We start from the raw sequence: 22,292 nt of genomic DNA, 5'->3' as shown, positions 1-22,292 counted from the left end.
CGTACGGCCTAGAACTTGTTCTTCGGGGTGATCCCCAGCGACAGCCCCGCGAGGCCCCGCTGCCGGCCCGCGAGCTTGTCGGCGATCGACCGCAGGGCCGAGCCGGCGGGGGAGTCTGGGTCGCTCAGGACGACCGGCTTGCCCTCGTCGCCGCCCTCGCGCAGGCGGACGTCGATCGGGATGGAGCCGAGCACCGGGACCGTGGCACCCGTGGTGCGGGTCAGGCCCTCGGCGACCGTCCGGCCGCCGCCCGTGCCGAAGACGTCGACCATCTCGTCGCAGTGCGGGCAGGGCAGGCCGGACATGTTCTCGACCACGCCGACGATCTTCTGGTGGGTCTGGACGGCGATGGAGCCCGCCCGCTCGGCGACCTCGGCCGCCGCCTGCTGAGGCGTCGTCACCACCAGGATCTCGGCGTTCGGCACCAGCTGGGCCACGGAGATCGCGATGTCGCCGGTGCCGGGCGGCAGGTCGAGCAGGAGGACGTCCAGGTCGCCCCAGTACACGTCCGCCAGGAACTGCTGGAGCGCGCGGTGCAGCATCGGCCCGCGCCAGACGACCGGCGCGTTGCCCGGGGTGAACATGCCGATGGAGATGACCTTCACGCCGTTCGCCGACGGCGGCATGATCATGTTCTCGACCTGGGTCGGGCGGCCGTCCGCGCCCAGCATCCGCGGCACGCTGTGGCCGTAGATGTCGGCGTCGACCACGCCCACCTTCAGGCCGTCGGCCGCCATCGCCGCCGCCAGGTTGACCGTCACCGAGGACTTGCCGACGCCGCCCTTGCCGGAGGCGACGGCGTAGACGCGGGTGAGGCTGCCGGGCCTGGCGAAGGGGACCTCGCGCTCGGCCTGGCCGCCGCGCAGCGCGGTCGCCAGCTCCCGGCGCTGCTCGTCGCTCATCACGTCGAGAGTGACGTCGACCCGGGTGACACCCTCGACACGGGAGACGGCGTCGGTCACCCGTTGGGTGATCGTCTCGCGCATCGGGCAGCCGGAGACCGTCAGGTAGACGGTGACCGCGACCGCTCCGTCCGCGCCGATCTCGATCGATTTGACCATGCCGAGCTCGGTGATGGGCCGGTGGATCTCGGGATCGTCAACCGTCGCCAGAGCTGCGCGCACCGCGTCTTCCGTAGCCATAAGGACGATGGTACGGCGCTCCGTGCGGGCCCCGGGACCCCGTCACCGGTCGTCCATGTCACGTGCGTGCGGGTGATCCGCCGGGAATACCCCGTGCCGCCGGTGACCGTCGACGGTCCGCTCCTCCAGCTCCTTGACCAGGTCCTGGAGCTCCGAGCGCATCCAATCGCGGGTCGCCACCTCGCCCAGGCCCATGCGCAGCGCGGCGATCTCGCGGGTCAGGTACTCGGTGTCGGCGATCGACCGCTCGTTCTGCTTGCGGTCCTGTTCGAGGTTGACCCGGTCCCGGTCGTCCTGCCGGTTCTGCGCCAGCAGGATCAGCGGGGCGGCGTAGGAGGCCTGAAGGGACAGGGCCAGGGTCAGGAAGATGAACGGGTACTCGTCGAACCGCAGATGCCGGGGCGCAGCCACGTTCCACAGCACCCACACGATGATCACCACCGTCATCCAGACGATGAACCGTCCGGTGCCCAGGAACCGCGCGATGCGCTCGGACAGCCGCCCGAAGGCGTCCGGGTCCCACTCCGGCAGCAGCCGGCGCCGGGGCGGGCGCGGCTGGTCCAGCCGGCCGGCCCGCGGCCGTCCGGCGGCGGTGGCCCCCACCGGCCGCTCGCGGAGGCCCTCTCGCTCAGCCACCATGCGTCGCCGCCCCCTCGTCCAGGTCGTACTCCGTCTCCCGCCAGTCGTCCGGCAGCATGTGGTCCAGGACGTCGTCCACGGTGACCGCGCCGAGCAGCGAGCCGGACTCGTCGACGACGGGCGCCGCCACCATGTCGTAGGTCGCGAAGAACCCGGCGACGACCGGCAGCGTGGCGTCGGGCGCGAGGGGCTGCAGGTCGTCGTCGAGGATCGATCCGACGAGGGTGTAGGGCGGGTCGCGCAGCAGCCGCTGGAAGTGCACCGTGCCCAGGTACTTCCCGGTCGGGGTCTCGTCGGGCGGGCGGCACACGTAGACCTGGGCGGCCAGCGCGGGGGAGCGGTCGCGGTTGCGCACGCGGGCCAGGGCGTCGGCGACGGTCGCGTCCGGGCGCAGCACGATCGGTTCGGTCGTCATCAGACCGCCCGCGGTGTGCTCCTCGTACGACATCAGCCGGCGCATGCCGGCCGCTTCGGCGGGCTCCATCAGCCCCAGCAGCCGCTCCTGCTCCTCCTTCGGCAGCTCGGCGAGCAGGTCGGCGGCGTCGTCAGGGTCCATCGCCTCCAGCACGTCGGCCGCGCGCTCGCCCTTTAGCTTGCCCAGGATCTCGATCTGGTCGTCCTCCGGGAGCTCTTCGAGGACGTCGGCGAGCCGGTCGTCGTCCAGCGCGGCGGCGACCTCGGCACGCCGCTTGGAGGACAGGTGGTGCAGCACGTTGGCCAGGTCGGCGGGGCGCAGCTGCTCGAAGGTGGCGAGCAGGCTCTCCGCGCCCTGCCCGTGCTCCTCCAGCGAGAAGCCGGTGACCGCGGACCACTCCACGGTCAGGGCCTCTCCCCGGTTGCGCCGGAACGCGCCGCCCTTCCTGCCCTTGCGCACGAAGACGCGGTCGACCTCCCAGTCCCGGCGCGCGGACAGCTGCCGCACCGACATGTCCAGGACCGTGACCTCCTCGCCGGTCTCCGCGAGCGTCACCCGCCGGTCGAGCAGTTCGCCGAAGACGAGACGTTCGGTGGGGCGCTGCTCGAAGCGCCGGACGTTGAGCACGCCCGTGGTGATGACCTGGCCCGACTCGATGCCGGTCACCCGGGTCATGGGCAGGAAGATGCGGCGCCGGGTGGCGAGTTCGACGACCAGCCCGAGCAGACGGGGCGGCCGGCGCCCGACGCGCAGCATGACGACCAGATCGCGTACGCGGCCCACCTGGTCGCCCGTCGGGTCGAAGACGGCGACTCCGGAGAGATGCGAGACGAAGATCCGGGGGGCGCCCGCTGCCATGGCTGCGCCTCCTTTGCACGGCTGTGTGGTGCGTGTGGTGCGTGTCGTGTGTGCCGGGTTTCCTTTCCCAAATGCCCGCTCAGGTGCGCTTCAGGCTAGCCCGTCCACCCCGGATACGCCCTGGTGAGGGTCCGCACGAGCCGGGTCCGCCGGGCGCCCCCGGCCCCGGTACGCTGCCGTACGCCGCTCAGGACACCCGTCAGAAAGGCAGCTCCACCTGTGACCGTGATTCCCCAGGGCCGTACCCGCCGGACCGCGCTGACGAGCGCGCTGTGTGCTCTGGTCGTCGCGGGCGCGGGTCTGACGGGGTGTTCCGGGGACGATCCGGACGCGGGCACCAACGGGGTGGGCAGACTCCCGGCCGACAAGATCCAGGCCAGGACGAAGGCGGCGGCCGCCGCCGCGGACACGGTGCACCTGTCCGGGAACGTGGTCACCAACGGCCGTACGTACCGGCTCGACATGCGTCTGAAGGACGACGGCGGCTCCGGTTCGGTCACCTCGGAGGGGGTGACCTTCGGGCTGCTGCGGGTCGGGGAACAGCTGTATCTGAAGGCGGACGCCGGGTTCTGGGGCCAGGTCGACGGCAGCGGCAAGGCCACCGGGGCCGCCGACAAGCTGGACGGCAAGTACGTGAAGGTGCCGCAGGGCGATCCCGCGTACAAGCGGTTCAGCGGCTTCACGGACAAGGACGTCCTCCTCGACGGGCTGCTGACACTGCACGGCACGCTGGCGACCGACGGGCACCACGAGCAGGCGGGCGTCCGCACGATCCGCATCACCGGCGGCAAGGGCACCGGCGGCACCCTGGACGTCTCCCTGAAGGGCACCCCCTACCCGCTGCGCCTGGTGCGCGCGGGCGACGCGGGGACGCTGAGTTTCTCGGACTGGGGCAAGGACTTCGCCGTGTCCGAGCCCGGGAAGGACGAGACGGTCGACTACGGCAAGCAGCTGCCGACGTCCTGACCTGCGTGCCCCTGCTCCCCAGGCCCTGTCGTCACATTCCCGCCTGCCGCGCGGGGTCTGGCACGCACTCCCCCAAGCTCTTCGAGCAGGGGGGACCCCCAGTCGTGTTGCCGAACCGCCCACGTGGCTCCGCCACGAGGACGCTGCGGCGCCTTGCGATCGCACGCACCAGACCCCGCGCGGCCCGCCCGTCGGGCGGACGACGGGAATGTGACGACGGGACCTGGGAGGGGGCTACTTCCGGCGCCGTCTCTTCACCAGCAGCCGCGGCAGCCCGTCCGGAGCCGGCCGGCGGGTCGTCGCCGGGGTCGGCAGCGGTGCCTCGGCCAGCGAGCCCTCCGGGAGCGGCGCGGTCGTCCCCGTGGGCTCCAGGCGCAGCACCCGGCACTCGCGGGCCCAGCGCGCCGTCATGGCCTCGCCGTCGGGCGCGTTGAGCCGCTTTCCCTTCAGCTCGGCCACGACCTCCGGCCACCGCGGGGAGTCCGGCGCGACCTCCACCACCCGCGCCGCCCAGGTGACCAGGCGGCCGCCCTTGTCCTTGCTGCGCACCGTCACCTCGGCGGCGGCCCCGTCGGCAAGTCCGGGCAGCGGCTGCTCGCCGGGCCCGTCGCCCACCACGCACGCGGCGCCCTCGTGCCAGACGTGCCACAGGGCACGGGCCGGGACGCCGGGGCCCTTGACCCAGATGAGGCCGGACTTCTTCGTGGCCTCCTCGACGAGGGCCTGGTCGAGCAGCTCGGTGTTCATGGCAGAAGAGTAACGAGCCCGCTCACAGCCAGCCGTTGCGTTTGAGCGTGCGGTGGATGCCCAGGCAGATCGCGGCCGTGACCGCAACGATCAGCGGGTAGCCGTACTTCAGGTGCAGCTCGGGCATGTACTTGAAGTTCATGCCGTACACCCCGCAGACCATCGTCGGTACGGCGATGATCGCGGCCCAGGCCGTGATCTTCCGCATGTCCTCGTTCTGGGCGACGGACGCCTGCGCCAGGTTGGCCTGGAGGATGGAGTTGAGCAGCTCGTCGAAGCCGATGACCTGCTCCTGCACCCGGGCCACGTGGTCGGCCACGTCCCGGAAGTACTTCTGGATGTCCGGGTCGATCAGCCGCATCGGACGCTCGCTCAGCAGCTGCATGGGCCGCAGCAGCGGCGACACCGCCCGCTTGAACGCCAGTACCTCGCGCTTGAGTTGGTAGATCCGGCCGGCGTCGGTGCCGCGCGGGGTGCCGCCCCGGCCCGGCGAGAACACCTCCGTCTCGACCTCGTCGACGTCCTCCTGCAACGCGTCCGCGACCGCCATGTACCCGTCGACGACGTGGTCGGCGATGGCGTGCAGCACCGCGGAGGGGCCCTTGGCCAGCAGCTCGGGGTCGTCCTGCAGCCGGTGCCGCAGCGCGCGCAGCGAGCCCTGCCCGCCGTGCCGGACGGTGATGAAGAAGTCCCGGCCGGTGAAGCACATCACCTCGCCGGTCTCCACGATCTCGCTGTTGGCGGTCAGCTCGTCGTGGTCCACGTAGTGGATGGTCTTGAAGACCGTGAAGAGCGTGTCGTCGTAGCGCTCCAGCTTGGGCCGCTGATGGGCCGTGACCGCGTCCTCCACGGCCAGCGGGTGCAGCCCGAACTCCCCGGCGATACCGGCGAACTCGGCCTCGTTCGGCTCGTGCAGACCGATCCACACGAAGCCCCCGTCGCGCCGCACCTGGCGCATGGCCTCCTGCGGCGTGAGCGGGCGGTCGGTCGGGACACGGGAGCCGTCGCGGTAGACGGCGCAGTCCACGATGGCCGAGGGCGTGGCCGGGTCGCGCGTGGTGTCGTACGCGCCGTCGTCCTGGCGCGCGGCCGTGCGGGAGGGGCGGACCACGGAACGCAGGTCGCGGATCATCGACATGGCGGGGCTCCTTCGCGGCGAGCGACGAGGGCCGCCGACGGCGGTTGGAACTGCCCGGAATGAGGACGTGGTGGCCTCAGGGATGTTTGGCACGTCCACAAAGCGGGGAGCACCGCACCGTCGCGGTGGCGAGCTTCGTCACTGGTTCAGATCAGACAGATCAAACGAAACGAAGTGCTCTTCCGTATGACGTGCGCGAAGGCACGAACGCGAGAGGTGGCGGCCGACCGGAGTCAGAGCGACGACATCAGCGGCGGGAAGAGCGGGTGCTACTGCACGGTCGACTTCGATCCATGACAGCCCCACCTCCTCCGGCCGGTCCCTCGTAAGGGAGTCCCATCGGCGTCAGGGCCGGATCGAGACCTCCCAGGGCTGAGCACCTGGGGGGCATCCCGTTGCGCGCGCTGCCCCGGACGACCGGCCAAGAGTATCAGCAGCCCGGTGTGTCAAGGTGCCGCTTTGCCTGCCGCTGACGAGTTCTATGCTCGCCGCATGGCTGATGTTCTTCCTCTGGTGGAGGCCCGGTTGTGTTCCGCGCTGGGTGAACCGGACGCCCGCGCCGCGGTCACCTTCCTCGGCACGGACCGGCTCGAGGTGCTGCGCTTCCACGAGGGGGACGTCGTCCGGTACGCCACGCTCGGCATGTCCGCGCGGCCCATGACCGACCCCACCGCGCTGCTCGCCGACCCGGTCAAGGGGCCGCGCGCCGAGCTGGTCCTCTCCGTGCGCGCCGGACTCGCCGACACCGACAAGGTGCTCCGCCCGCTCGCCGTACTGGGAGCGTCTCCGCAGGTCGAGGGAGTGGTCGTGGCGCCGGGTGCCTCGCTCGACGTGGGCGAGCCGCTGTGGCCCGGCGCGCTGTTCACCTCGGTCCTGGTGGCCGAGCCGGGCGGCCTGGTGGAGGACCTGGAACTCGACGAGCCGCTGGACCCCGTACGGTTCCTGCCGCTGCTGCCGATGACCCCGAACGAGGCCGCCTGGAAGCGGGTGCACGGCGCGCAGGCCCTGCGCGAGCGCTGGCTGAGCCACGGGACGGATCTGCGGGACCCCGCCCGCGGTTCCGTCCCGCTGGAGTGAGCAAACTCACCAACAGGCCGCCGTTCGCCGTCAGTTGGCGAAGACCGTGACGCTGTCCTCGCTGGCGTGCCGCGGCTGGAGCTCCTCCGCCTCGTGGGTGAGGGCCCCGCGCCGGACGGCGACCACCACCGCGCCCGCCACCGCGGTCGCTCCCGCGACGACGAACGGCACGTGGATGTCGGTCCACTCCGCGATCTTCGGCGCGAGGAAGGGCGCGGCTGCGGCCGCGAACCAGCGCACGAAGTTGTAGCCCGCGCTCGCCACCGGACGGGGGGCGTCCGACACTCCGAGGGCCAGCTCGGTGTAGACGGTGTTGTTCACGCCGATGAAGGCGCCGGACAGGATGGTGCAGACGACGGCGGTGGTGTGGTCGCCGTAGCCGAGCACGACCACGTCGGCGGCCAGCAGCACCAGCGAGCCGCCGAGCACCTTCAGCGAACCGAACCGCGCCTGCATGCGCGGCGCCACCACGACCGAGAACAGTGCGAGCAGCACACCCCAGGCGAAGAACACCGCACCCGACTTGTACGGGGTCATGTTCAGCACGAACGGCGTGAAGGCCAGCACGGTGAAGAACGTGTAGTTGTAGAAGAACGCCGAGACCGCCGCCGAGGCCAGGCCGCCGTGGCCGAGCGCCTTGACCGGGTCCAGCAGGGAGGTCTTGCGGGCCGGCTTCGGCTGCTCCTTCAGGAACACCGTGATGCACAGGAAGCCGATGGCCATCAGGAACGCGGTGCCGAAGAACGGATAGCGCCAGCTGGCGTTGCCGAGCAGCGCGCCGAGCAGCGGGCCGCAGGCCATGCCGAGGCCGAGCGCCGACTCGTAGAGCAGGATCGCCGCCGCGCTGCCGCCGGCCGCCGCGCCGACGATGACCGCGAGGGCGGTGGAGACGAAGAGCGCGTTGCCGAGGCCCCAGCCGGCCCGGAAGCCGACGAGCTGGGCGACGGAGCCTGAGGTGCCGGCGAGTCCGGCGAAGACCACCACGAAGGCGAGGCCGAGCAGCAGGGTCTTGCGGCCGCCGATGCGGCTGGAGACGAAGCCGGTCACCAGCATCGCGATGGCGGTGATCAGGAAGTACGAGGTGAAGAGCAGGGAGACCTGGCTCGCGGTGGCGTTCAGTCCCTTGGCGATGGAGGGCAGGATCGGGTCGACGAGCCCGATGCCCATGAAGGCGACGACGGACGCGCCGGCCGTCGCCCAGACCGCCCTGGGCTGCCGCAGGATGCTTCCCGCGCCCGCGTCGAACGGGTCGTCGCCCTCCGCGGGACCTCCTGTGCTGCTGTGCATGCTGCTCCTTCCGATCGTTGCTGTTTACACACAATAAGTTAGTCACTCTAATTGATGCAACATGCATCTAGTTGGTCGTGGCCGGGCGTCCGGGCCGGACGGGTGATCGTCCTTGACGTGGCGCTGCCGGGGTAGGACCGTGGGGCCCTATGAGGGGCGAACCCAGTTGCCCGAAGTGCGGTGGCCGGGTCAGGGCTCCCGGACTCTTCAGCGATTCCTGGCAGTGCGACGTGCACGGGACCGTGTATCCCCTGCAGCCCGTGATCCCGCCCAGCGTCGAGGCCCTCGGTGTCGTGGTGCGGCGCACCCAGGTGCCCGTGTGGATGCCGTGGCCCCTGCCGGTCGGCTGGCTGTTCACCGGCGTGGTCTACGCCGGGGACGACCGCAGCGGCGGCCGTGCCACGGCCGTGGCCTGTTCCGGACCCGGGCCGCTCGGTGGCATGGGCGAACTCATCCTGGTCGCCGAGGAACTCGGCGTCGGCCTCGGCGCGCGCTACGCCGGCATCGACGGCCCGGACCCCGGAACCTACCTGGACGTGGAGAAGCCGCCCGACGCCAAGGTCCTGGCCGGCGGCCGCCCCACCCCGCTGTGGCACGTGTCCGGCGCGCCGGACGACCGTGCCGTCTTCGCGGGCGAGGCGCTCGGGTTGTGGCTGTGGGCGGTGGTGTGGCCCGAGCAGTCCGGGCTGCTGATGTACGACGAGCTGGTGCTGGCCGACCTGCGGGACGCGGGCGCCGAACTCGAACTGGTCCCGTGCGGGGCGCTGTCGCCGCGACTGCTCCATCCGTAGGCGCCGAGGGCCGGGGCTGTCGAGAGCCGCAGGGGCGTGTGACGCGTCGGGTGCGCGAGCCAGGGGTGCGCGAGGCGTCGGGTGTGCGAGCCGTAGGGGGGTGTGCGAGCCGTAGGGGGCGCACGGCCCTCGCGGGTGTGACACGGCACCCTCGGGCGCCCGTTATCCTGGAGCGTCCCCTTCCGTCCCGTCAGAGCCTGGAGTCCGTGTCGTGCGCATCGATCTGCACACCCACTCCAGCGCGTCCGACGGCACGGACACCCCTGCCGAGCTGGTGCGCAACGCCGCCGCGGCGGGTCTGGACGTCGTCGCGCTGACCGACCACGACACCACCCGCGGGTACGCCGAGGCGATCGCCGCGCTCCCCGAGGGGCTCACCCTCGTCACCGGTGCCGAGCTCTCCTGCCGTGTCGACGGCATCAGCATGCATCTGCTGGCCTACCTCTTCGACCCCGCGGAGCCCGCGCTGCTCGCCGAGCGCGAGCTGGTACGCGATGACCGGGTGCCGCGGGCCAAGGCCATGATCGCCAAGCTGAACGCGCTGGGCGTGCCGGTCACCTGGGAGCAGGTCGCGCGGATCGCGAACGACGGCTCGGTCGGACGGCCGCACGTCGCCTCGGCGCTGGTCGAGCTCGGCGTCGTACCCACCGTGAGCGACGCCTTCACGCAGGACTGGCTGGCAGACGGCGGCCGCGCCTGGGTCGAGAAGCACGAGACGGACCCCTTCGAGGCGATCCGACTGGTCAGGGGCGCGGGCGGAGTGTGTGTCTTCGCCCACCCGGCGGCCGCCAAGCGGGGCCGTACGGTGCCGGAGTCCCGCATCGCCGAGATGGCCGCGGCCGGGCTGGACGGCATCGAGGTCGACCATATGGACCACGACCCCGACACCCGCGAGCGGCTGCGCGGGCTGGCCGGCGAACTGGGACTGCTCGCGACCGGCTCCAGCGACTACCACGGCAGCCGCAAGACCGTCTCGCTCGGTGAGTTCACGACGCATCCCGACGTGTACGGGGAGATCACGCGGCGGGCCACCGGGGCGTTCCCGGTCCCGGGGGCCGGCGGGGTCTGAGGCCCGTCTCCCTCGCCCTCACGTCACTTCTCTCTTCCTCAAGGCCTCTCACCGATGTTCGACGCTGCCGTTTTCGGCTCTCTGTTCCTCACCCTTTTCGTCATCATGGATCCCCCCGGGATCACCCCGATCTTCCTCGCGCTGACCGCCGGACGGCCCGCCAAGACGCAGAAGCGGATGGCCTTCCAGGCCGTCTGCGTGGCCGGCGGGGTCATCGCCGTCTTCGGCGTGCTCGGCAACCAGATCCTCGGCTACCTGCACGTGTCCGTCCCGGCGCTGATGATCGCCGGCGGACTGCTCCTGCTGCTGATCGCGCTCGACCTGCTCACCGGCAAGACGGACGAACCCAAGCAGACCAAGGACGTCAACGTCGCGCTGGTCCCGCTCGGCATGCCGCTCCTCGCCGGTCCCGGCGCGATCGTGTCCGTCATCCTCGCCGTGCAGAAGGCCGGCAGTGTGTCCGGCCAGATATCGGTGTGGTCGGCGATCCTCGCGATCCACGTGGTGCTGTGGCTGGTCATGCGCTACTCGCTGCTGATCATCCGGGTCATCAAGGACGGCGGTGTGGTCCTGGTGACACGGCTGGCGGGCATGATGCTCTCCGCGATCGCCGTGCAGCAGATCATCAACGGGGTCACGCAGGTGATCCGGGGCGCCTGAGCGCGCACACGCGCGAAGCCCCCGTACGGCAGCCGTACGGGGGCTTCGAAGCAGCTTCTGCGGTGTTCCGCGTCTGTGCTGAGGCCGGGGTCTCGGCCTCTGTTACGAGGCCGTGGTCCCGGCCGGGCGGATCCACAGCCGCTGTCCGACAGCGGCGGCCTGCTGAACGATCCGGTTGACGGAGGCGGCGTCCACGACGGTGCAGTCCACGGGCGTGCCGTCGACCTCGTCGAGTCGCATGATTTCGAAGCGCATTGCCTCTCCCTTCGTCTGGTCATCCTCCTGAGGAGAACTACTGGCTTCACCCGGGTTCAACGACCTGCACGATGCAAACATTCCCTACGCTAAGGAAATTTTTCGAATGTCTAATCAGTGACCGGTAAGGCAGCTTCAATTGACCGACCGGGACCGGTTGTGTTCGCAGCGTGACCGCCGGGACAATGGAAGGCGATGAACGATGACCTCGCGGCGCTGTCCGCCCGCATCGACCGCACGAACGAGTTGCTGGAACGCATGCTCGCCGAGGTGGCGAAGACGCCCTCGACCCATGCGATCTTCGTCGACGCCGGGTATCTCTACGCGGCGGCGGGGCGGCTGGTGGCCGGGACGGAGGACCGCCGCGCCTTCGACCTGGACGCCGAGGGGCTGATCGACGCGCTCATCGACCGGGCCCGCACCGTCTTCGCCGACAGCCGGCTGCTGCGCGTCTACTGGTACGACGGCGCCCGGCGCCGCATCCACACCGCCGAGCAGCAGTCGATCGCCGAACTGCCGGACGTCAAGGTCCGCCTGGGCAACCTCAACGCCAACAACCAGCAGAAGGGCGTGGACTCCCTCATCCGTACGGACCTGGAGTCACTGGCCCGGCACCGCGCCATCAGCGACGCCGCGCTGCTCGGCGGCGACGAGGACCTGGTCTCGGCGGTGGAGGCCGCCCAGGGCTACGGCGCCCGGGTGCACCTGTGGGGCATCGAGGCCCCCGACGCCCGCAACCAGGCCGAGCCGCTGCTCTGGGAGGTCGACAGCCAGCGCACCCTCGACCTCGAGTTCTTCAAGCCGTACGTCTCCCGGCGCACCGTCCCGGCGTACGACCCCGCCCAGACGGCCCGTCCGACCCGCGAGAACGTCCGCTTCGTGGGCGCGCAGATCGCCGCCAAGTGGCTCGTGGCGCGCGGCCGCGAAACTCTGGCGGAACTGCTCCCCGGGCACCCGTATCTGCCGGGGTCGGTGGACCAGGACCTGCTGGTCGAGGCCGAGGGCATCCTCCAGTACTCCCTGCGCGGCCAGGCGGACCTGCGGCGCGCGCTGCGGGACGGCTTCTGGGAGCACCTTCAGACGCAGTTCTAGCCGCCTGCCCGGTCCTCCGGCGGTTCGGTGGCGGTGTCCCAGAAGCCGGCGAGGGCGCGGGCGGTGGCGAGCGGCTGGTCGCAGTTGGGGGAGTGCTCGGCCCCCTCGACGACCGTGCGCCGGGCCCCCAGCCGCCGGGCCATGTCGTCCAGGAGCGGCACCGGCCAGGTGTCGTCCCGTGCGCCCGAAAGCACGTGGAACGGCATTGGCAGGGCCGCGAGTTCGGCGACGCGATCCGGCTCGGTGCACAACTGGAGCCCGGTCGCCAGGAGTTGGGCGGGCTTGTGGCCCAGCCAGCGGCGGCGCAGGTCCGCGCGGTCGTCTAGGCCCGCGTCGAGCCCGGCGCCGGTGTCGGTCTCCTCGGGCGGTTCCATCGCCTGGATGACCTCCCACACCTCGGCCATCGACATCACGCCGAGCGCGTCCCGCAGCAGTTTCACGCGCTGCTGCTGGGAGGCGGAGATCTGCGCCGGGCCGGAGGCCATCAGGGTGAGCGAGACGAAGGGGGAGTGGTCGAGGAGCACGGCCGCGCGTGCGATCTGCCCGCCCAGCGAGTGCCCGAGCAGATGCAGCGGCGTGCCGAGCGCCTCCGCCTGCGCGAGGACGTCCCGGGCGAGTTCCCTCTGGGCGTACGCGGAGTCGTCGTCCACCGGTCCGTCCGACTCGAACTGTCCGCGGCCGTCCACGGCCACCGTGCGGTACCCGCGCGCCGCGAGCGGCCCGTGCAGCGGGTTGAAGTCCTCCTTGCTCCCGGTGAACCCGGGCAGCAGCAGCACGGTGCCCCGCGGCTCGGCACCGGCCGCGACGGGCGCGTCGACCACGGCGAACTCGCCGCGCGCGGTGCGCAGCCGGTAGGCGCGCGCCCCGGGCGGCGGGACGAACGTAGGAGGCCTGCTCATGCGCCGAGGCTACCGGGCACGGCGTCCTCGGGGGCGGGGGACGGCGGTTCGGGTGAACCGGTCGGCGGCCGGGATGGACCGGCCGGGTCCCGCGCGTACGCCGGCGGCCCGGTCCCACACGGAGTGGGCCGGGCCGCCGGGTCGTACGGGCGCCTGGAGCGCTGGATCAGGCCTCCGTGGACTCCACCGCGGTGGCCGTCTTCCCGGTGGTCTGCGCCGGGATCTCGGCGGCGTCCACCGCTGCCTTGGCGGCGGCCGCCGTCTTGCGCGTACGGCGCGGCTTCGGCTCGGCGGCCGTGCTCACAGCCGTGTCGACGGCCTCCGCGGGGGCCTCGGCGGCCTTGCGGGTCCGGCGACGCGGCTTGGCCTCGGCGGTGTCCACGGCGGCTTCCGGCGCGTCCGCGGTGGCCGTAGCCGTGGCCGCGGCCTTGCGGGTGCGGCGGGGCTTGACTGCCGTGGCCTCGTCGGTGACGGGTGCGTCGGCCGTCTCGGCGGTCTTGCGGGTCCGGCGACGCGGCTTGGTCTCCGCCTCGCCGGTGGTGCCCTCGGCGGTGTCCGTCACGGTCTCGGGCGCGGTGGCCGCCTTGCGGGTGCGGCGGCGCGGCTTGGCCTCCACACCCTCGGCGACGTCGACCGCCGCCTCGGCGGCGCTGTCCGGCCCGTCGGCCGCCTGCGCCGGGATCTCCGCGGCGACCGTTTCGGCGGCCTTGCGGGTGCGGCGCGGCTTGGCCTCGGCAGCGGCTTCCGGCGCGTCCGTGGTGGCCGTGGCCTTGCGGGTGCGGCGACGGGGCTTGGTCTCCGCTTCGGCGGTGGCGCCCTCGGCGGTGTCCACGGCGGCTTCCGGCGTGGTGGCCGCGGCCTTGCGGGTGCGGCGACGGGGCTTGGTCTCCGCTTCGGCGGTGGTGCCCTCGGCGGTGTCCGTCACGGTCTCGGGCGTGGTGGCCGCCTTGCGGGTCCGGCGACGGGGCTTGGCCTCCGCTTCGGCGGTGGTGCCCTCGGCGGTGTCCGTCACGGTCTCGGGCGCGGTGGCCGCCTTGCGGGTGCGGCGGCGCGGCTTGGCCTCCGGCTGGTCCGTGGTGGACTCGACCGTGTCCAGGGCCGTCTCGGCGCCGGTCGCGGCCGGAGCCTCCGGTTCCGGGGCGACCTCGGTCACGGTCTCGGCCGGGGCCGTCGTGACCGTCTGCTCCGCCGCCTTGCGGGTGCGGCGGCGGCGCGGCTTCTCGGGCGCCTCGGTGGCGTCGAGGGCGGGGCCCTCGGCCGCGGTCACCGCGGTCACCGCGGACTCGGCGGGCTCGGCGGGCTCGGACGGTGTCGTCGGCCGGCCTGCCGCGACCGGCTGCGCCGTCGAACCGCCGCGCAGACGACGCCGGCGGCGCGGAGTGCGCGTGGCAGATGCCTCTTCCGCGACCGTGGACTCGACCGGCACGGCGTCGGCCGACGTGCCGTCGGCCGGCGTGACCGCTGCCGGGTCCACCGGAGCGCCGCCACGGGTGCGGCGACGGCGGCGCGGCGTACGCGCCGGGCGCTCGCGGTCAGCCGAACGCTCACGCTCCGCCGGGCGTGCCTCGCTCCGGCCGCCCCGGCCACCGCGACCGCGTGCACCGCGGCCGCCGGTCTCGCCGAGGTCCTCCAGCTCCTCCGCCTCCAGTCCGGCGCGGGTGCGCTCCGAGCGCGGCAGGACGCCCTTGGTGCCCTCGGGGATGCCCAGGTCGGTGAAGAGGTGCGGCGAGCTGGAGTACGTCTCGACCGGGTCGTTGAAGTCCAGGTCCAGTGACTTGTTGATCAGCTGCCAGCGCGGGATGTCGTCCCAGTCGACGAGTGTGATCGCCGTACCCTTCGCGCCCGCGCGGCCGGTACGGCCGATGCGGTGCAGGTACGTTTTCTCGTCCTCGGGCGACTGGTAGTTGATGACGTGCGTGACGCCCTCGACGTCGATGCCGCGCGCGGCGACGTCGGTGCACACGAGCACGTCGACCTTGCCGTTGCGGAAGGCACGCAGCGCCTGCTCGCGGGCGCCCTGGCCGAGGTCGCCGTGGACCGAGCCGGAGGCGAAGCCGCGGCGCTGGAGCTGCTCGGCGATGTCGGCCGCCGTGCGCTTCGTCCGGCAGAAGATCATCACCAGTCCGCGGCCCTCGGCCTGCAGGATGCGGGCGACCATCTCCGGCTTGTCGAGCGAGTGCGCGCGGTAGACGAACTGCTTGATGTTCGCGACCGTCGCGCCCTCGTCGTCCGGTGCGGTGGCACGGATGTGCGTCGGCTGCGACATGTAGCGGCGGGCCAGACCGATGACGGCGCCGGGCATGGTGGCCGAGAACAGCATGGTCTGCCGCTCGACCGGCAGCATGCCGATGATCTTCTCGACGTCGGGCAGGAAGCCCAGGTCGAGCATCTCGTCGGCCTCGTCGAGCACCAGGCTCTTGACGTGCTTCAGGTTCAGCTTCTTCTGGCCGGCGAGGTCCAGCAGACGGCCCGGGGTGCCGACGACCACGTCGACGCCCTTCTTCAGGGCCTCCACCTGGGGCTCGTACGCCCGCCCGCCGTAGATCGCGGTGACCCGCACATTGCGCACCTTGCCCGCGGTCAGCAGGTCGTTGGTGACCTGGACGCACAGCTCGCGCGTGGGGACGACGACGAGCGCCTGCGGGGCGTCGGTGAGGGCCTCGGGCTGGGCGCGGCCCGCCTCGACGTCGGCGGGGACGGTGACGCGCTCGAGGAGCGGAAGGCCGAAGCCGAGCGTCTTGCCGGTGCCGGTCTTGGCCTGGCCGATGACGTCCGTGCCCGTGAGGGCCACGGGCAGCGTCATCTCCTGGATGGGGAAGGGAGTGGTGATGCCGACGGCTTCCAGGGCCTCGGCGGTCTCGGGGAGGATCCCGAGTGCTCGGAACGTCGTAGTCAGGGTGCTGCCTCTTCTGTGTGCGCGGTGCGAGGCGAGCGCGGGGGTCGTGTCTGACCGGGCCGGGGACGTCGGCCGCCCACGCGGGCGGGCCGTGTGGCACGGGACCACAGCCGACGCTCTAGCGCTCGAACCGCTTGGAGGTCCCTCCGATCGTCGTACACACAGTGTCGTACGGTCAGGGAGGGCTGTCGGGTCGGAGCCGATCGGGCCACCGACCGGGCATCCTCATGCGTGCGGCCTGTCGACGTACGCCGAAACACGTCGGCGTACTCAGCAGGCGCATTACCACCATACCCCGGAAACACGCACACGTGATGGCCGATTCGGTCACGTAGTCGTCGTCACACTGGTTGATCAGGTCCTTCGCAGGCGCGGAGAGCGGGCTATTGTGCGCTTCATGACGAGCTCTGACAAGTCTGGCAACGCCTCCGACACGCCCGCCGAACCCACCGGCATCGCCGCCCAGGACTGGGCGACGTCCGCCGCCGACCCGCAGTACCGCGCCGCGGTCGTGGACCTGCTCGGCGCCCTCGCGTACGGAGAGCTCGCGGCGTTCGAGCGGCTCGCGGAGGACGCCAAGCTGGCGCCCACCCTCGCGGACAAGGCCGAGCTGGCGAAGATGGCGTCGGCCGAGTTCCACCACTTCGAGCGGCTGCGCGACCGGCTCACGGAGATCGGCGAGGAGCCGACACTCGCGATGGAGCCGTTCGTGGCCGCGCTCGACGGCTTCCACCGGCAGACGGCGCCCTCGGACTGGCTGGAAGGGCTCGTCAAGGCCTACGTCGGCGACTCGATCGCCAGCGACTTCTACCGGGAGGTCGCCGTCCGTCTGGACTCCGACACGCGCGAGCTGGTCCTGGCCGTCCTGGACGACACCGGGCACGCGGGCTTCGCGGTGGAGAAGGTGCGCGCGGCCATCGACGCGGACCCGCGCGTGGGCGGCCGGCTCGCGCTGTGGGGGCGGCGGCTGATGGGCGAGGCCCTGTCGCAGTCCCAGCGGGTCGTGGCCGACCGGGACGCGCTGTCCACGATGCTCGTCGGCGGCGTCGCGGACGGCTTCGACCTCGCCGAGGTCGGCAGGATGTTCTCGCGGATCACCGAGGCGCACACCAAGCGGATGGCAGCGCTGGGGCTGGCCGCGTAGCACTGCCGGGAGGCGTGGTCAGGGAGTGCGCCGCCGTCGGCGCCGGATCAGGCCGGCGCCGACCGCCGGCGCAGTCTTCCCGCGGGGCGAACCAGCAGGGACAGCGAGGCGGCCGAGACGACCACCGCGCCGAGCAGCGTCGGCAGCAGGCTGCCGGAGCCCAGCGCGCTGTGCGTGACGAAAGCACCGAAGAGGCCCCCCGCGACACCGGTCGACTGCACCAGGAGACGGGACGGCAGACGGTGGGACAGACGGTGGAGCGCGGTCCAGCCGAACAGCAGGCCGATCAGCGCCGAGCCGAGCGTTTCCAAGAACATGTCGGTTCCCTCCCACACGATCGGCCGGTGCTGGCGGTCGTAGCCGGTCTTACCCCTGACCTGCGGAATGCAACCCTCTCTGTGAGCGGATTGTGCGCCACCCGTGAAAGCGCCACCCGGGGGAAGGGAGACGCGGGAGGGGCCCGGCGGTTCTGAACCGCCGGGCCCCTCCCGTTGTCCGTGACGCAGCGACTACAGCGCGCCGAAGCCCACCTTGCGCGGGGCCGGCTCGCCGAGCTCGACGTACGCGAGGCGGTCGGCCGGTACCAGCACCTTGCGGCCGTGCTCGTCGACGAGGGTCAGCAGCTGCGACTTCCCGGCCAGCGCCTCGGACACCGCCCGCTCGACCTCCTCGGCGGTCTGACCGCTCTCCAGAACGATCTCGCGGGGCGCGTGCTGCACGCCGATCTTGACCTCCACGGCTATGTCCCTCCGACGGTCAGTGAAGTGCGCGACCTTCCGCGCCGTACCAGCACACATTAGCCCGGTGAGGGGACGAGCACGCTCCGCCCGGGAACGCCAGGAGCGAACAGCCCACGGGAACAGAACCCCCGTACGGCGGTGCCCCGGCGGGGTGCGGGAGTGCCGCCGGCGCTCAGTGGTGCTGCTCGGCGCCGTGCAGCGGGAAGCCGGCGATGCCGCGCCACGCCAGGGACGCCAGCAACTGGACGGCCTGGTCGCGGGGGACGCTGCGGTCGCTGTGCAGCCAGGAGCGGGCCACCACCTGGGCGAGTCCGCCGAGGCCCGAGGCCAGCAGCATCGACTCCGCGCGCGAGAGGCCCGTGTCCTCCGCGATGACTTCGCAGATCGCCTCGGCGCACTCGTTGGTGACCTTGTCGACGCGCTCGCGCACCGCCGGCTCGTTCGTCAGGTCCGATTCGAAGACCAGCCGGAAGGCGCCGCCGTCGTCCTCGACGTAGGCGAAGTACGCGTCCATCGTGGCGCGCACGCGCTGCTTGTTGTCGGTGGTCGAGGCGAGCGCGCCCCGTACCGACTGGATGAGCGCCTCGCAGTGCTGGTCCAGCAGGGCGAGGTAGAGGTCGAGCTTGCCGGGGAAGTGCTGGTAGAGCACCGGCTTGCTGACGCCGGCGCGCTCGGCGATGTCGTCCATGGCGGCCGCGTGGTAGCCCTGTGCCACGAAGACTTCCTGGGCGGCGCCCAGCAGCTGGTTCCGTCGGGCACGGCGCGGCAGGCGCGTGCCTCGCGGGCGTGCCGCCTCTGTCTGCTCGATGGCTGTCACGCCGCCTCCCAAAGTCGTCCACATGCGGTGTGCGCCGCGCCGCCATCGTACTTTTCGGTAACCGTGGTGTGCGCGGTGCGAGCGCAGGATTTCACGGACCGGACGGCGACAAAAGCGGCATAGAGCGTTTCAAATGGACTCAAGGTGGGCATAACCCTCCGCTCCTGCTCAGCGGCGGTCTCTCCCGCCGCGCGTCCCGAGCGTCGCCTCGTCCGCCCCGTCCCTCACCGGTAGTCGTCCTCGTCGATCGAGACGACCCGCGCCTGTTCGATGAGATCGGCCTCGTTGGCGCTGTCCGGGTCCCCGGTGAGGGGTTCGTCGTGGTCCGGCGCTACGTCCGCGTGCTGCTCGGCGGCGTCGCCCTCCGGGGCCTCGACGGCGATCTCCGTGGCGTCGCCGTCCTCGAACGTCTCGGGATCGGTGGGGTCGAATGCCATGTTGGGCTCCCTTCCTGCGGAATGTCCCTGCGGATGTCCCTGGAAGAAGCAGGGGCCATGGGCGGGTGCCCTGTGTATGAGCCTAGGAGACACCCGATGGCGACGCTATGCGATCCGCGGCCCGATCGGCGGTCCTGCCCGTGCACGATCTGTGACTGCGAACACAGGCGAACACACGAGTCGCTACGTGATCGTCTCGTAACATTGCCCGCATGTCTTCGACCGAGCTGCCTTTCGTGCCGCCCGCCAACGTCTTCCCACGGGTGACGCCCGTCGGGGTCGAGGAGGGCGAGCGGCTGCGCTCGGTCGAACTGCCGGGGATCACACTGTCGGTACGCACGCGGCCGCCCGCGCGGGAGGGACTGCCGCCCGCGCTGTACGTGCACGGCCTCGGTGGCTCCTCCCGGAACTGGTCCGCCCTGATGCCGCTGCTCGACGATGTCGTCGACGGCGAGGCGGTCGACCTGCCGGGCTTCGGCGACTCCCCGCCACCGGACGACGGCGACTACTCCGTCACCGGGCACGCGCGCGCGGTGATCCGCTTCCTCGACGCCTCGGACCGCGGACCGGTGCACCTGATGGGCAACTCGCTGGGCGGCGCCGTGTCCACGCGCGTCGCGGCGCTGCGGCCCGATCTCGTGCGGACGCTCACGCTCGTCTCGCCCGCGCTGCCCGAACTCCGGGTGCAGCGCACCGCCGTGCCGACCGGCCTGCTCGCGGTGCCGGGCGTGACCGCCCTGTTCACCCGGCTCACCCGGGAGTGGACGGCGGAGCAGCGGGTCCGCGGGGTCATGGCCCTCTGCTACGGCGACCCGGGGCGGGTGACGCCCGAGGGGTTCCGCAACGCGGTGCGGGAGATGGAGCGGCGGCTTCAACTGCCATACTTCTGGGACGCGATGTCGCGCTCCGCGCGCGGGATCGTGGACGCGTACACGCTGGGCGGTCAGCACGGCCTGTGGCGGCAGGCCGCGCGGGTCCTCGCGCCCACACTGCTGATCTACGGCGGCCGTGACCAGCTCGTCGGCTTCCGCATGGCGCAGCGGGCGGCCCGTGCCTTCCGCGACTCCCGCCTCCTCACCCTGCCGGACGCCGGCCATGTGGCGATGATGGAGTACCCGGAGACCGTGGCTACCGCGTTCCGCGAACTACTGCTGGACACGGGAGAGTTGGAGGCCGGATCGATGACGGAACCGGGAGCGGCCGCCGGGGTCGGGGGTGACGGCGGCGTACGGACCGGCGTCGAGTCCGCCGGTGCCGAAGCCGGCCGTGGGGCTTCCAGGGACGGGACGGCCGGCCGGACTTCCGGCGCGCGGACCGGCGGTGGCGCTTCCGGCGCCGGGGCGGTCGGTGGTGCTTCCGGCCCGGAGGCCGGCGGTGGAGCCTCCTCCGGCGCGGGTGCGGGGGGCTGAGAGCCGACGTGGGACGCCACAGCCGCCGCGGGCCCGCGCCCAAGGGCGGGACCAAGAGCACGAGCACCGGCCGGGACGACCGCCCACCCCAGGAGGGGTACGGGCCACGGGACGGCCACGGGCCACGGGACGGCCACGGGCCACGGGACGGCCACGGGCCACGGGACGGCCACGGGCCGCACGGTGGCCCGGAGTGCTGGGACGCCCGCGAGAACCGGGACGGCGCCGAGCCCTGGCACGGTCCGGGCGGTCGGCCGGGGCCGGGTCCGGGGCCGAACCCCGGCCCGGTGCTCGGACATCGGACCACCTCCGCGGGCCCGGCCGGCGGCGGGCCCCGTTTCCCGAACGGGACACCGCGTTTCGCCGACGGCACCGGCACTCCGGCGCGGGGAGTTCCCCGACTTGCCGACGGCACACCGGCTCGCGGGGTTCCGCGGTTGCCCGACGGGACCCCGGTCGGCGGGATTCCGCCGGTTCGAGGTGGGCACCCGGAGCAGCGGGAAACCGGTGGCGGCTGGGGGCAGTTGGGAGCGCAGGCCATGAACGGGAGCGGGGCGCAGGGGCCGACGGCCGCCGGCCTCGGCAGCTCGACGGACCTCGGCGGCTCCACCGCTCCCACCGCCCCCTCCGTGCGCACCCGCGCTCCGATTCCCCGGCAGCGGCGGGCGTCGCCCGCCGGGCCGCGACAGGACTACCTCGACGCCTTCGACGAGGACGACGACGTCTTCGCCCCCCGGCCCCGCGGTGACGTGAGCACCGCGAACCCGACCGCGGCACCGCCCTTCGCTCCGGCCGGGCAGGACGCGGTGGGCGGCGGGGACGGCACCGCACAACCGGCCGGCGAGTCCGCACGGGGGACCGCGACCAAGGGGAAGGCGTTCACCGGCATGGCGGCCGCCGCCGTCACCACCGTGCTCGCCGTCGTCGTCGCCGGACAGGTCGCCGAGGACCGGTCCGGGGCCGGGGTGCTTTCCCAGTCCGCGACCGACCGGGCGGGGCCCGGCACCGCCGACATCGCGGGCGCGGACGGCAAGGCGACCCCGTCCGCGCCGCCGAACGTGCCGGCACTGACGTACGACCAGAAGATGAGCACGAAGTACCCGCTCAGCCCCGCACTGAAGGGCTCGGGCCGGTTCGACGCGGTCCCGGGCTTCGCCAAGGCGCCCGGCACGGGACGCAAGTACACCTACCGCGTCGACGTGGAGCAGGGCCTCGGCCTGGACGGCGAGCTCTTCGCCGCGGCCGTGCAGAAGACGCTCAACGACCACCGCAGCTGGGCCCACAACGGTGCCCGCACCTTCGAGCGCGTCTCCTCCGGCCACCCCGACTTCGTCATCACGCTCGCCAGCCCGGGCACCACCGCCACCTGGTGCGCCAAGTCCGGCCTGGACACCACCGTGGACAACGTCTCCTGCGACTCGGCCGCCACCGAACGCGTGATGATCAACGCCTACCGGTGGGCGCAGGGCTCCCGGACCTACGGCGACGAGATGTACGCCTACCGGCAGATGCTGATCAACCACGAGGTCGGCCACCGGCTCGGCTACGGCCATGTCACCTGCGACAAGGACGGCGCGCCGGCGCCCGTCATGCAGCAGCAGACGAAGTTCCTCGACCACGACGGAATCCACTGCCTGCCCAATGCCTGGCCCTTTCCGGGGAAGTGACCGGGGGTCGGCCGGACCGGACCGCGGCGTGACGGTTCGTGTCCGGTTGATCTCCTAGCGCGACGGAACGCCGTCCGCGCGGGAAAGTTACGACTGTTCACCCCTTTTGGTGGCGTGATGGACAACCGTCCATCGCGCCACCGTCAT

Annotated in this window: 22 protein-coding genes; 9 read left to right on the top strand and 13 right to left on the bottom strand. The window is 72.2% G+C overall.

Translation table 11 applies throughout. The features are described 5' to 3' along the window. Positions 1 to 8 precede the first annotated feature (8 nt). The 3 genes from ACWC91_RS01400 to ACWC91_RS01390 are packed head-to-tail and all read right to left on the bottom strand — an operon-like array spanning position 9 to position 3,054. Positions 9 to 1,142, bottom strand: a complete 1,134-nt coding sequence (locus tag ACWC91_RS01400) for an Mrp/NBP35 family ATP-binding protein (RefSeq protein ID WP_225075445.1) — start codon at positions 1,140 to 1,142, stop codon at positions 9 to 11. A gap of 42 nt (positions 1,143 to 1,184) precedes the next feature. Further along, the gene (locus ACWC91_RS01395) at positions 1,185 to 1,781 is read right to left on the bottom strand and encodes a DUF1003 domain-containing protein (RefSeq protein WP_141358668.1); all 597 of its coding nucleotides are present in this window, start codon (positions 1,779 to 1,781) and stop codon (positions 1,185 to 1,187) included. After that, positions 1,771 to 3,054, bottom strand: a complete 1,284-nt coding sequence (locus tag ACWC91_RS01390) for a magnesium transporter MgtE N-terminal domain-containing protein (RefSeq protein WP_225075446.1) — start codon at positions 3,052 to 3,054, stop codon at positions 1,771 to 1,773. Before ACWC91_RS01390 ends, ACWC91_RS01395 begins: the two co-directional genes overlap by 11 nt. Before the next feature lie 219 nt (positions 3,055 to 3,273). Between ACWC91_RS01390 and ACWC91_RS01385 the strand changes: the two genes are divergently transcribed. Continuing rightward, the gene (locus ACWC91_RS01385; protein WP_225075447.1) at positions 3,274 to 4,020 is read left to right on the top strand and encodes a hypothetical protein; all 747 of its coding nucleotides are present in this window, start codon (positions 3,274 to 3,276) and stop codon (positions 4,018 to 4,020) included. A gap of 234 nt (positions 4,021 to 4,254) precedes the next feature. Here the strand turns inward: ACWC91_RS01385 and ACWC91_RS01380 are convergent, their stop codons facing one another. After that, positions 4,255 to 4,767 (bottom strand): hypothetical protein, encoded by a 513-nt coding sequence (locus tag ACWC91_RS01380; protein WP_225075448.1) that lies wholly within the window; start codon positions 4,765 to 4,767, stop codon positions 4,255 to 4,257. A gap of 22 nt (positions 4,768 to 4,789) precedes the next feature. Further along, positions 4,790 to 5,905 carry a magnesium and cobalt transport protein CorA gene (locus ACWC91_RS01375; RefSeq protein ID WP_141358662.1) on the bottom strand — a complete coding sequence of 372 codons (1,116 nt, stop codon included), beginning with the start codon at positions 5,903 to 5,905 and terminating at the stop codon, positions 4,790 to 4,792. A 492-nt stretch (positions 5,906 to 6,397) separates the two neighbouring features. Between ACWC91_RS01375 and ACWC91_RS01370 the strand changes: the two genes are divergently transcribed. After that, positions 6,398 to 6,982 carry a suppressor of fused domain protein gene (locus tag ACWC91_RS01370; RefSeq protein WP_225075449.1) on the top strand — a complete coding sequence of 195 codons (585 nt, stop codon included), beginning with the start codon at positions 6,398 to 6,400 and terminating at the stop codon, positions 6,980 to 6,982. A gap of 30 nt (positions 6,983 to 7,012) precedes the next feature. Here ACWC91_RS01370 and ACWC91_RS01365 read toward each other — a convergent pair whose 3' ends face one another. After that, positions 7,013 to 8,269 (bottom strand): MFS transporter, encoded by a 1,257-nt coding sequence (locus tag ACWC91_RS01365; RefSeq protein WP_225075450.1) that lies wholly within the window; start codon positions 8,267 to 8,269, stop codon positions 7,013 to 7,015. A gap of 149 nt (positions 8,270 to 8,418) precedes the next feature. On the opposite strand from ACWC91_RS01365, the gene ACWC91_RS01360 reads away from it, so the two are divergent. The 3 genes from ACWC91_RS01360 (at position 8,419) to ACWC91_RS01350 (ending at position 10,789) form a co-directional block, all read left to right on the top strand. Continuing rightward, the gene (locus ACWC91_RS01360; RefSeq protein ID WP_225075451.1) at positions 8,419 to 9,060 is read left to right on the top strand and encodes a DUF6758 family protein; all 642 of its coding nucleotides are present in this window, start codon (positions 8,419 to 8,421) and stop codon (positions 9,058 to 9,060) included. 211 nt (positions 9,061 to 9,271) lie between these two features. Then, positions 9,272 to 10,129 (top strand): PHP domain-containing protein, encoded by an 858-nt coding sequence (locus ACWC91_RS01355; protein WP_450643931.1) that lies wholly within the window; start codon positions 9,272 to 9,274, stop codon positions 10,127 to 10,129. 54 nt (positions 10,130 to 10,183) lie between these two features. Further along, positions 10,184 to 10,789 carry a MarC family protein gene (locus tag ACWC91_RS01350; RefSeq protein WP_225075453.1) on the top strand — a complete coding sequence of 202 codons (606 nt, stop codon included), beginning with the start codon at positions 10,184 to 10,186 and terminating at the stop codon, positions 10,787 to 10,789. Between the two features lie 102 nt (positions 10,790 to 10,891). On the opposite strand, the gene ACWC91_RS01345 is transcribed toward ACWC91_RS01350, so the two are convergent. Continuing rightward, entirely contained in the window at positions 10,892 to 11,044 is a 153-nt protein-coding gene (locus ACWC91_RS01345; RefSeq protein ID WP_141358650.1) for a hypothetical protein, read from the bottom strand. A 195-nt stretch (positions 11,045 to 11,239) separates the two neighbouring features. On the opposite strand from ACWC91_RS01345, the gene ACWC91_RS01340 reads away from it, so the two are divergent. Continuing rightward, the gene (locus ACWC91_RS01340; RefSeq protein ID WP_225075454.1) at positions 11,240 to 12,136 is read left to right on the top strand and encodes an NYN domain-containing protein; all 897 of its coding nucleotides are present in this window, start codon (positions 11,240 to 11,242) and stop codon (positions 12,134 to 12,136) included. Here the strand turns inward: ACWC91_RS01340 and ACWC91_RS01335 are convergent. Together ACWC91_RS01335 and ACWC91_RS01330 are read right to left on the bottom strand one after the other, a co-directional pair. After that, on the bottom strand, positions 12,133 to 13,035 hold the full coding sequence (locus ACWC91_RS01335) for an alpha/beta fold hydrolase (RefSeq protein ID WP_225075455.1): 903 nt from the start codon (positions 13,033 to 13,035) through the stop codon (positions 12,133 to 12,135). The two genes, ACWC91_RS01340 and ACWC91_RS01335, sit on opposite strands and share 4 nt — an antisense overlap. A 166-nt stretch (positions 13,036 to 13,201) precedes the next feature. Beyond that, positions 13,202 to 15,838: a DEAD/DEAH box helicase gene (locus ACWC91_RS01330; protein WP_450725749.1), complete on the bottom strand. Its 2,637-nt coding sequence runs from the start codon at positions 15,836 to 15,838 to the stop codon at positions 13,202 to 13,204. A 490-nt stretch (positions 15,839 to 16,328) separates the two neighbouring features. Here ACWC91_RS01330 and ACWC91_RS01325 point away from each other — a divergent pair, with 490 nt between their 5' ends. Beyond that, entirely contained in the window at positions 16,329 to 17,075 is a 747-nt protein-coding gene (locus tag ACWC91_RS01325; RefSeq protein WP_225075457.1) for a ferritin-like domain-containing protein, read from the top strand. Between the two features lie 47 nt (positions 17,076 to 17,122). Here the strand turns inward: ACWC91_RS01325 and ACWC91_RS01320 are convergent, their stop codons facing one another. The 4 genes from ACWC91_RS01320 to ACWC91_RS01305 form a co-directional block, all read right to left on the bottom strand. Next, positions 17,123 to 17,392 carry a hypothetical protein gene (locus tag ACWC91_RS01320; protein ID WP_225075458.1) on the bottom strand — a complete coding sequence of 90 codons (270 nt, stop codon included), beginning with the start codon at positions 17,390 to 17,392 and terminating at the stop codon, positions 17,123 to 17,125. A gap of 192 nt (positions 17,393 to 17,584) precedes the next feature. After that, positions 17,585 to 17,812 (bottom strand): DUF3107 domain-containing protein, encoded by a 228-nt coding sequence (locus ACWC91_RS01315; RefSeq protein ID WP_141358638.1) that lies wholly within the window; start codon positions 17,810 to 17,812, stop codon positions 17,585 to 17,587. Between the two features lie 175 nt (positions 17,813 to 17,987). Then, on the bottom strand, positions 17,988 to 18,632 hold the full coding sequence (locus ACWC91_RS01310) for a TetR/AcrR family transcriptional regulator (RefSeq protein ID WP_100568194.1): 645 nt from the start codon (positions 18,630 to 18,632) through the stop codon (positions 17,988 to 17,990). Between the two features lie 224 nt (positions 18,633 to 18,856). Next, on the bottom strand, positions 18,857 to 19,069 hold the full coding sequence (locus tag ACWC91_RS01305; RefSeq protein WP_141358634.1) for a hypothetical protein: 213 nt from the start codon (positions 19,067 to 19,069) through the stop codon (positions 18,857 to 18,859). 212 nt (positions 19,070 to 19,281) lie between these two features. Between ACWC91_RS01305 and ACWC91_RS01300 the strand changes: the two genes are divergently transcribed. Further along, a complete protein-coding gene (locus tag ACWC91_RS01300; protein ID WP_450642976.1) occupies positions 19,282 to 20,478 on the top strand; it encodes an alpha/beta fold hydrolase in 1,197 nt (398 codons plus the stop codon). Between the two features lie 8 nt (positions 20,479 to 20,486). Then, positions 20,487 to 22,145: a DUF3152 domain-containing protein gene (locus ACWC91_RS01295; protein WP_450725747.1), complete on the top strand. Its 1,659-nt coding sequence runs from the start codon at positions 20,487 to 20,489 to the stop codon at positions 22,143 to 22,145. Positions 22,146 to 22,292 lie beyond the last annotated feature (147 nt).

Source organism: Streptomyces sp. NPDC001204 (assembly GCF_053598035.1).
Note: the sequence above shows the minus strand (reverse complement) of the source record. Positions and strands in the feature narration are given on the sequence as shown.

Excerpts from the sequence above, each read along its gene's own strand:
- ACWC91_RS01390 (WP_225075446.1), bottom strand. The coding sequence starts at position 3,054 with ATGGCAGCGGGCGCCCCCCGGATCTTCGTCTCGCATCTCTCCGGAGTC.
- ACWC91_RS01345 (WP_141358650.1), bottom strand. The coding sequence starts at position 11,044 with ATGCGCTTCGAAATCATGCGACTCGACGAGGTCGACGGCACGCCCGTG.
- ACWC91_RS01305 (WP_141358634.1), bottom strand. The coding sequence starts at position 19,069 with ATGGCATTCGACCCCACCGATCCCGAGACGTTCGAGGACGGCGACGCC.
- ACWC91_RS01335 (WP_225075455.1), bottom strand. The coding sequence starts at position 13,035 with ATGAGCAGGCCTCCTACGTTCGTCCCGCCGCCCGGGGCGCGCGCCTAC.
- ACWC91_RS01330 (WP_450725749.1), bottom strand. The coding sequence starts at position 15,838 with ATGACGCTGCCCGTGGCCCTCACGGGCACGGACGTCATCGGCCAGGCC.
- ACWC91_RS01400 (WP_225075445.1), bottom strand. The coding sequence starts at position 1,142 with ATGGCTACGGAAGACGCGGTGCGCGCAGCTCTGGCGACGGTTGACGAT.
- ACWC91_RS01380 (WP_225075448.1), bottom strand. The coding sequence starts at position 4,767 with ATGAACACCGAGCTGCTCGACCAGGCCCTCGTCGAGGAGGCCACGAAG.
- ACWC91_RS01325 (WP_225075457.1), top strand. The coding sequence starts at position 16,329 with ATGACGAGCTCTGACAAGTCTGGCAACGCCTCCGACACGCCCGCCGAA.
- ACWC91_RS01360 (WP_225075451.1), top strand. The coding sequence starts at position 8,419 with ATGAGGGGCGAACCCAGTTGCCCGAAGTGCGGTGGCCGGGTCAGGGCT.
- ACWC91_RS01320 (WP_225075458.1), bottom strand. The coding sequence starts at position 17,392 with ATGTTCTTGGAAACGCTCGGCTCGGCGCTGATCGGCCTGCTGTTCGGC.
- ACWC91_RS01340 (WP_225075454.1), top strand. The coding sequence starts at position 11,240 with ATGAACGATGACCTCGCGGCGCTGTCCGCCCGCATCGACCGCACGAAC.
- ACWC91_RS01300 (WP_450642976.1), top strand. The coding sequence starts at position 19,282 with ATGTCTTCGACCGAGCTGCCTTTCGTGCCGCCCGCCAACGTCTTCCCA.
- ACWC91_RS01370 (WP_225075449.1), top strand. The coding sequence starts at position 6,398 with ATGGCTGATGTTCTTCCTCTGGTGGAGGCCCGGTTGTGTTCCGCGCTG.
- ACWC91_RS01365 (WP_225075450.1), bottom strand. The coding sequence starts at position 8,269 with ATGCACAGCAGCACAGGAGGTCCCGCGGAGGGCGACGACCCGTTCGAC.
- ACWC91_RS01350 (WP_225075453.1), top strand. The coding sequence starts at position 10,184 with ATGTTCGACGCTGCCGTTTTCGGCTCTCTGTTCCTCACCCTTTTCGTC.
- ACWC91_RS01395 (WP_141358668.1), bottom strand. The coding sequence starts at position 1,781 with ATGGTGGCTGAGCGAGAGGGCCTCCGCGAGCGGCCGGTGGGGGCCACC.
- ACWC91_RS01375 (WP_141358662.1), bottom strand. The coding sequence starts at position 5,905 with ATGTCGATGATCCGCGACCTGCGTTCCGTGGTCCGCCCCTCCCGCACG.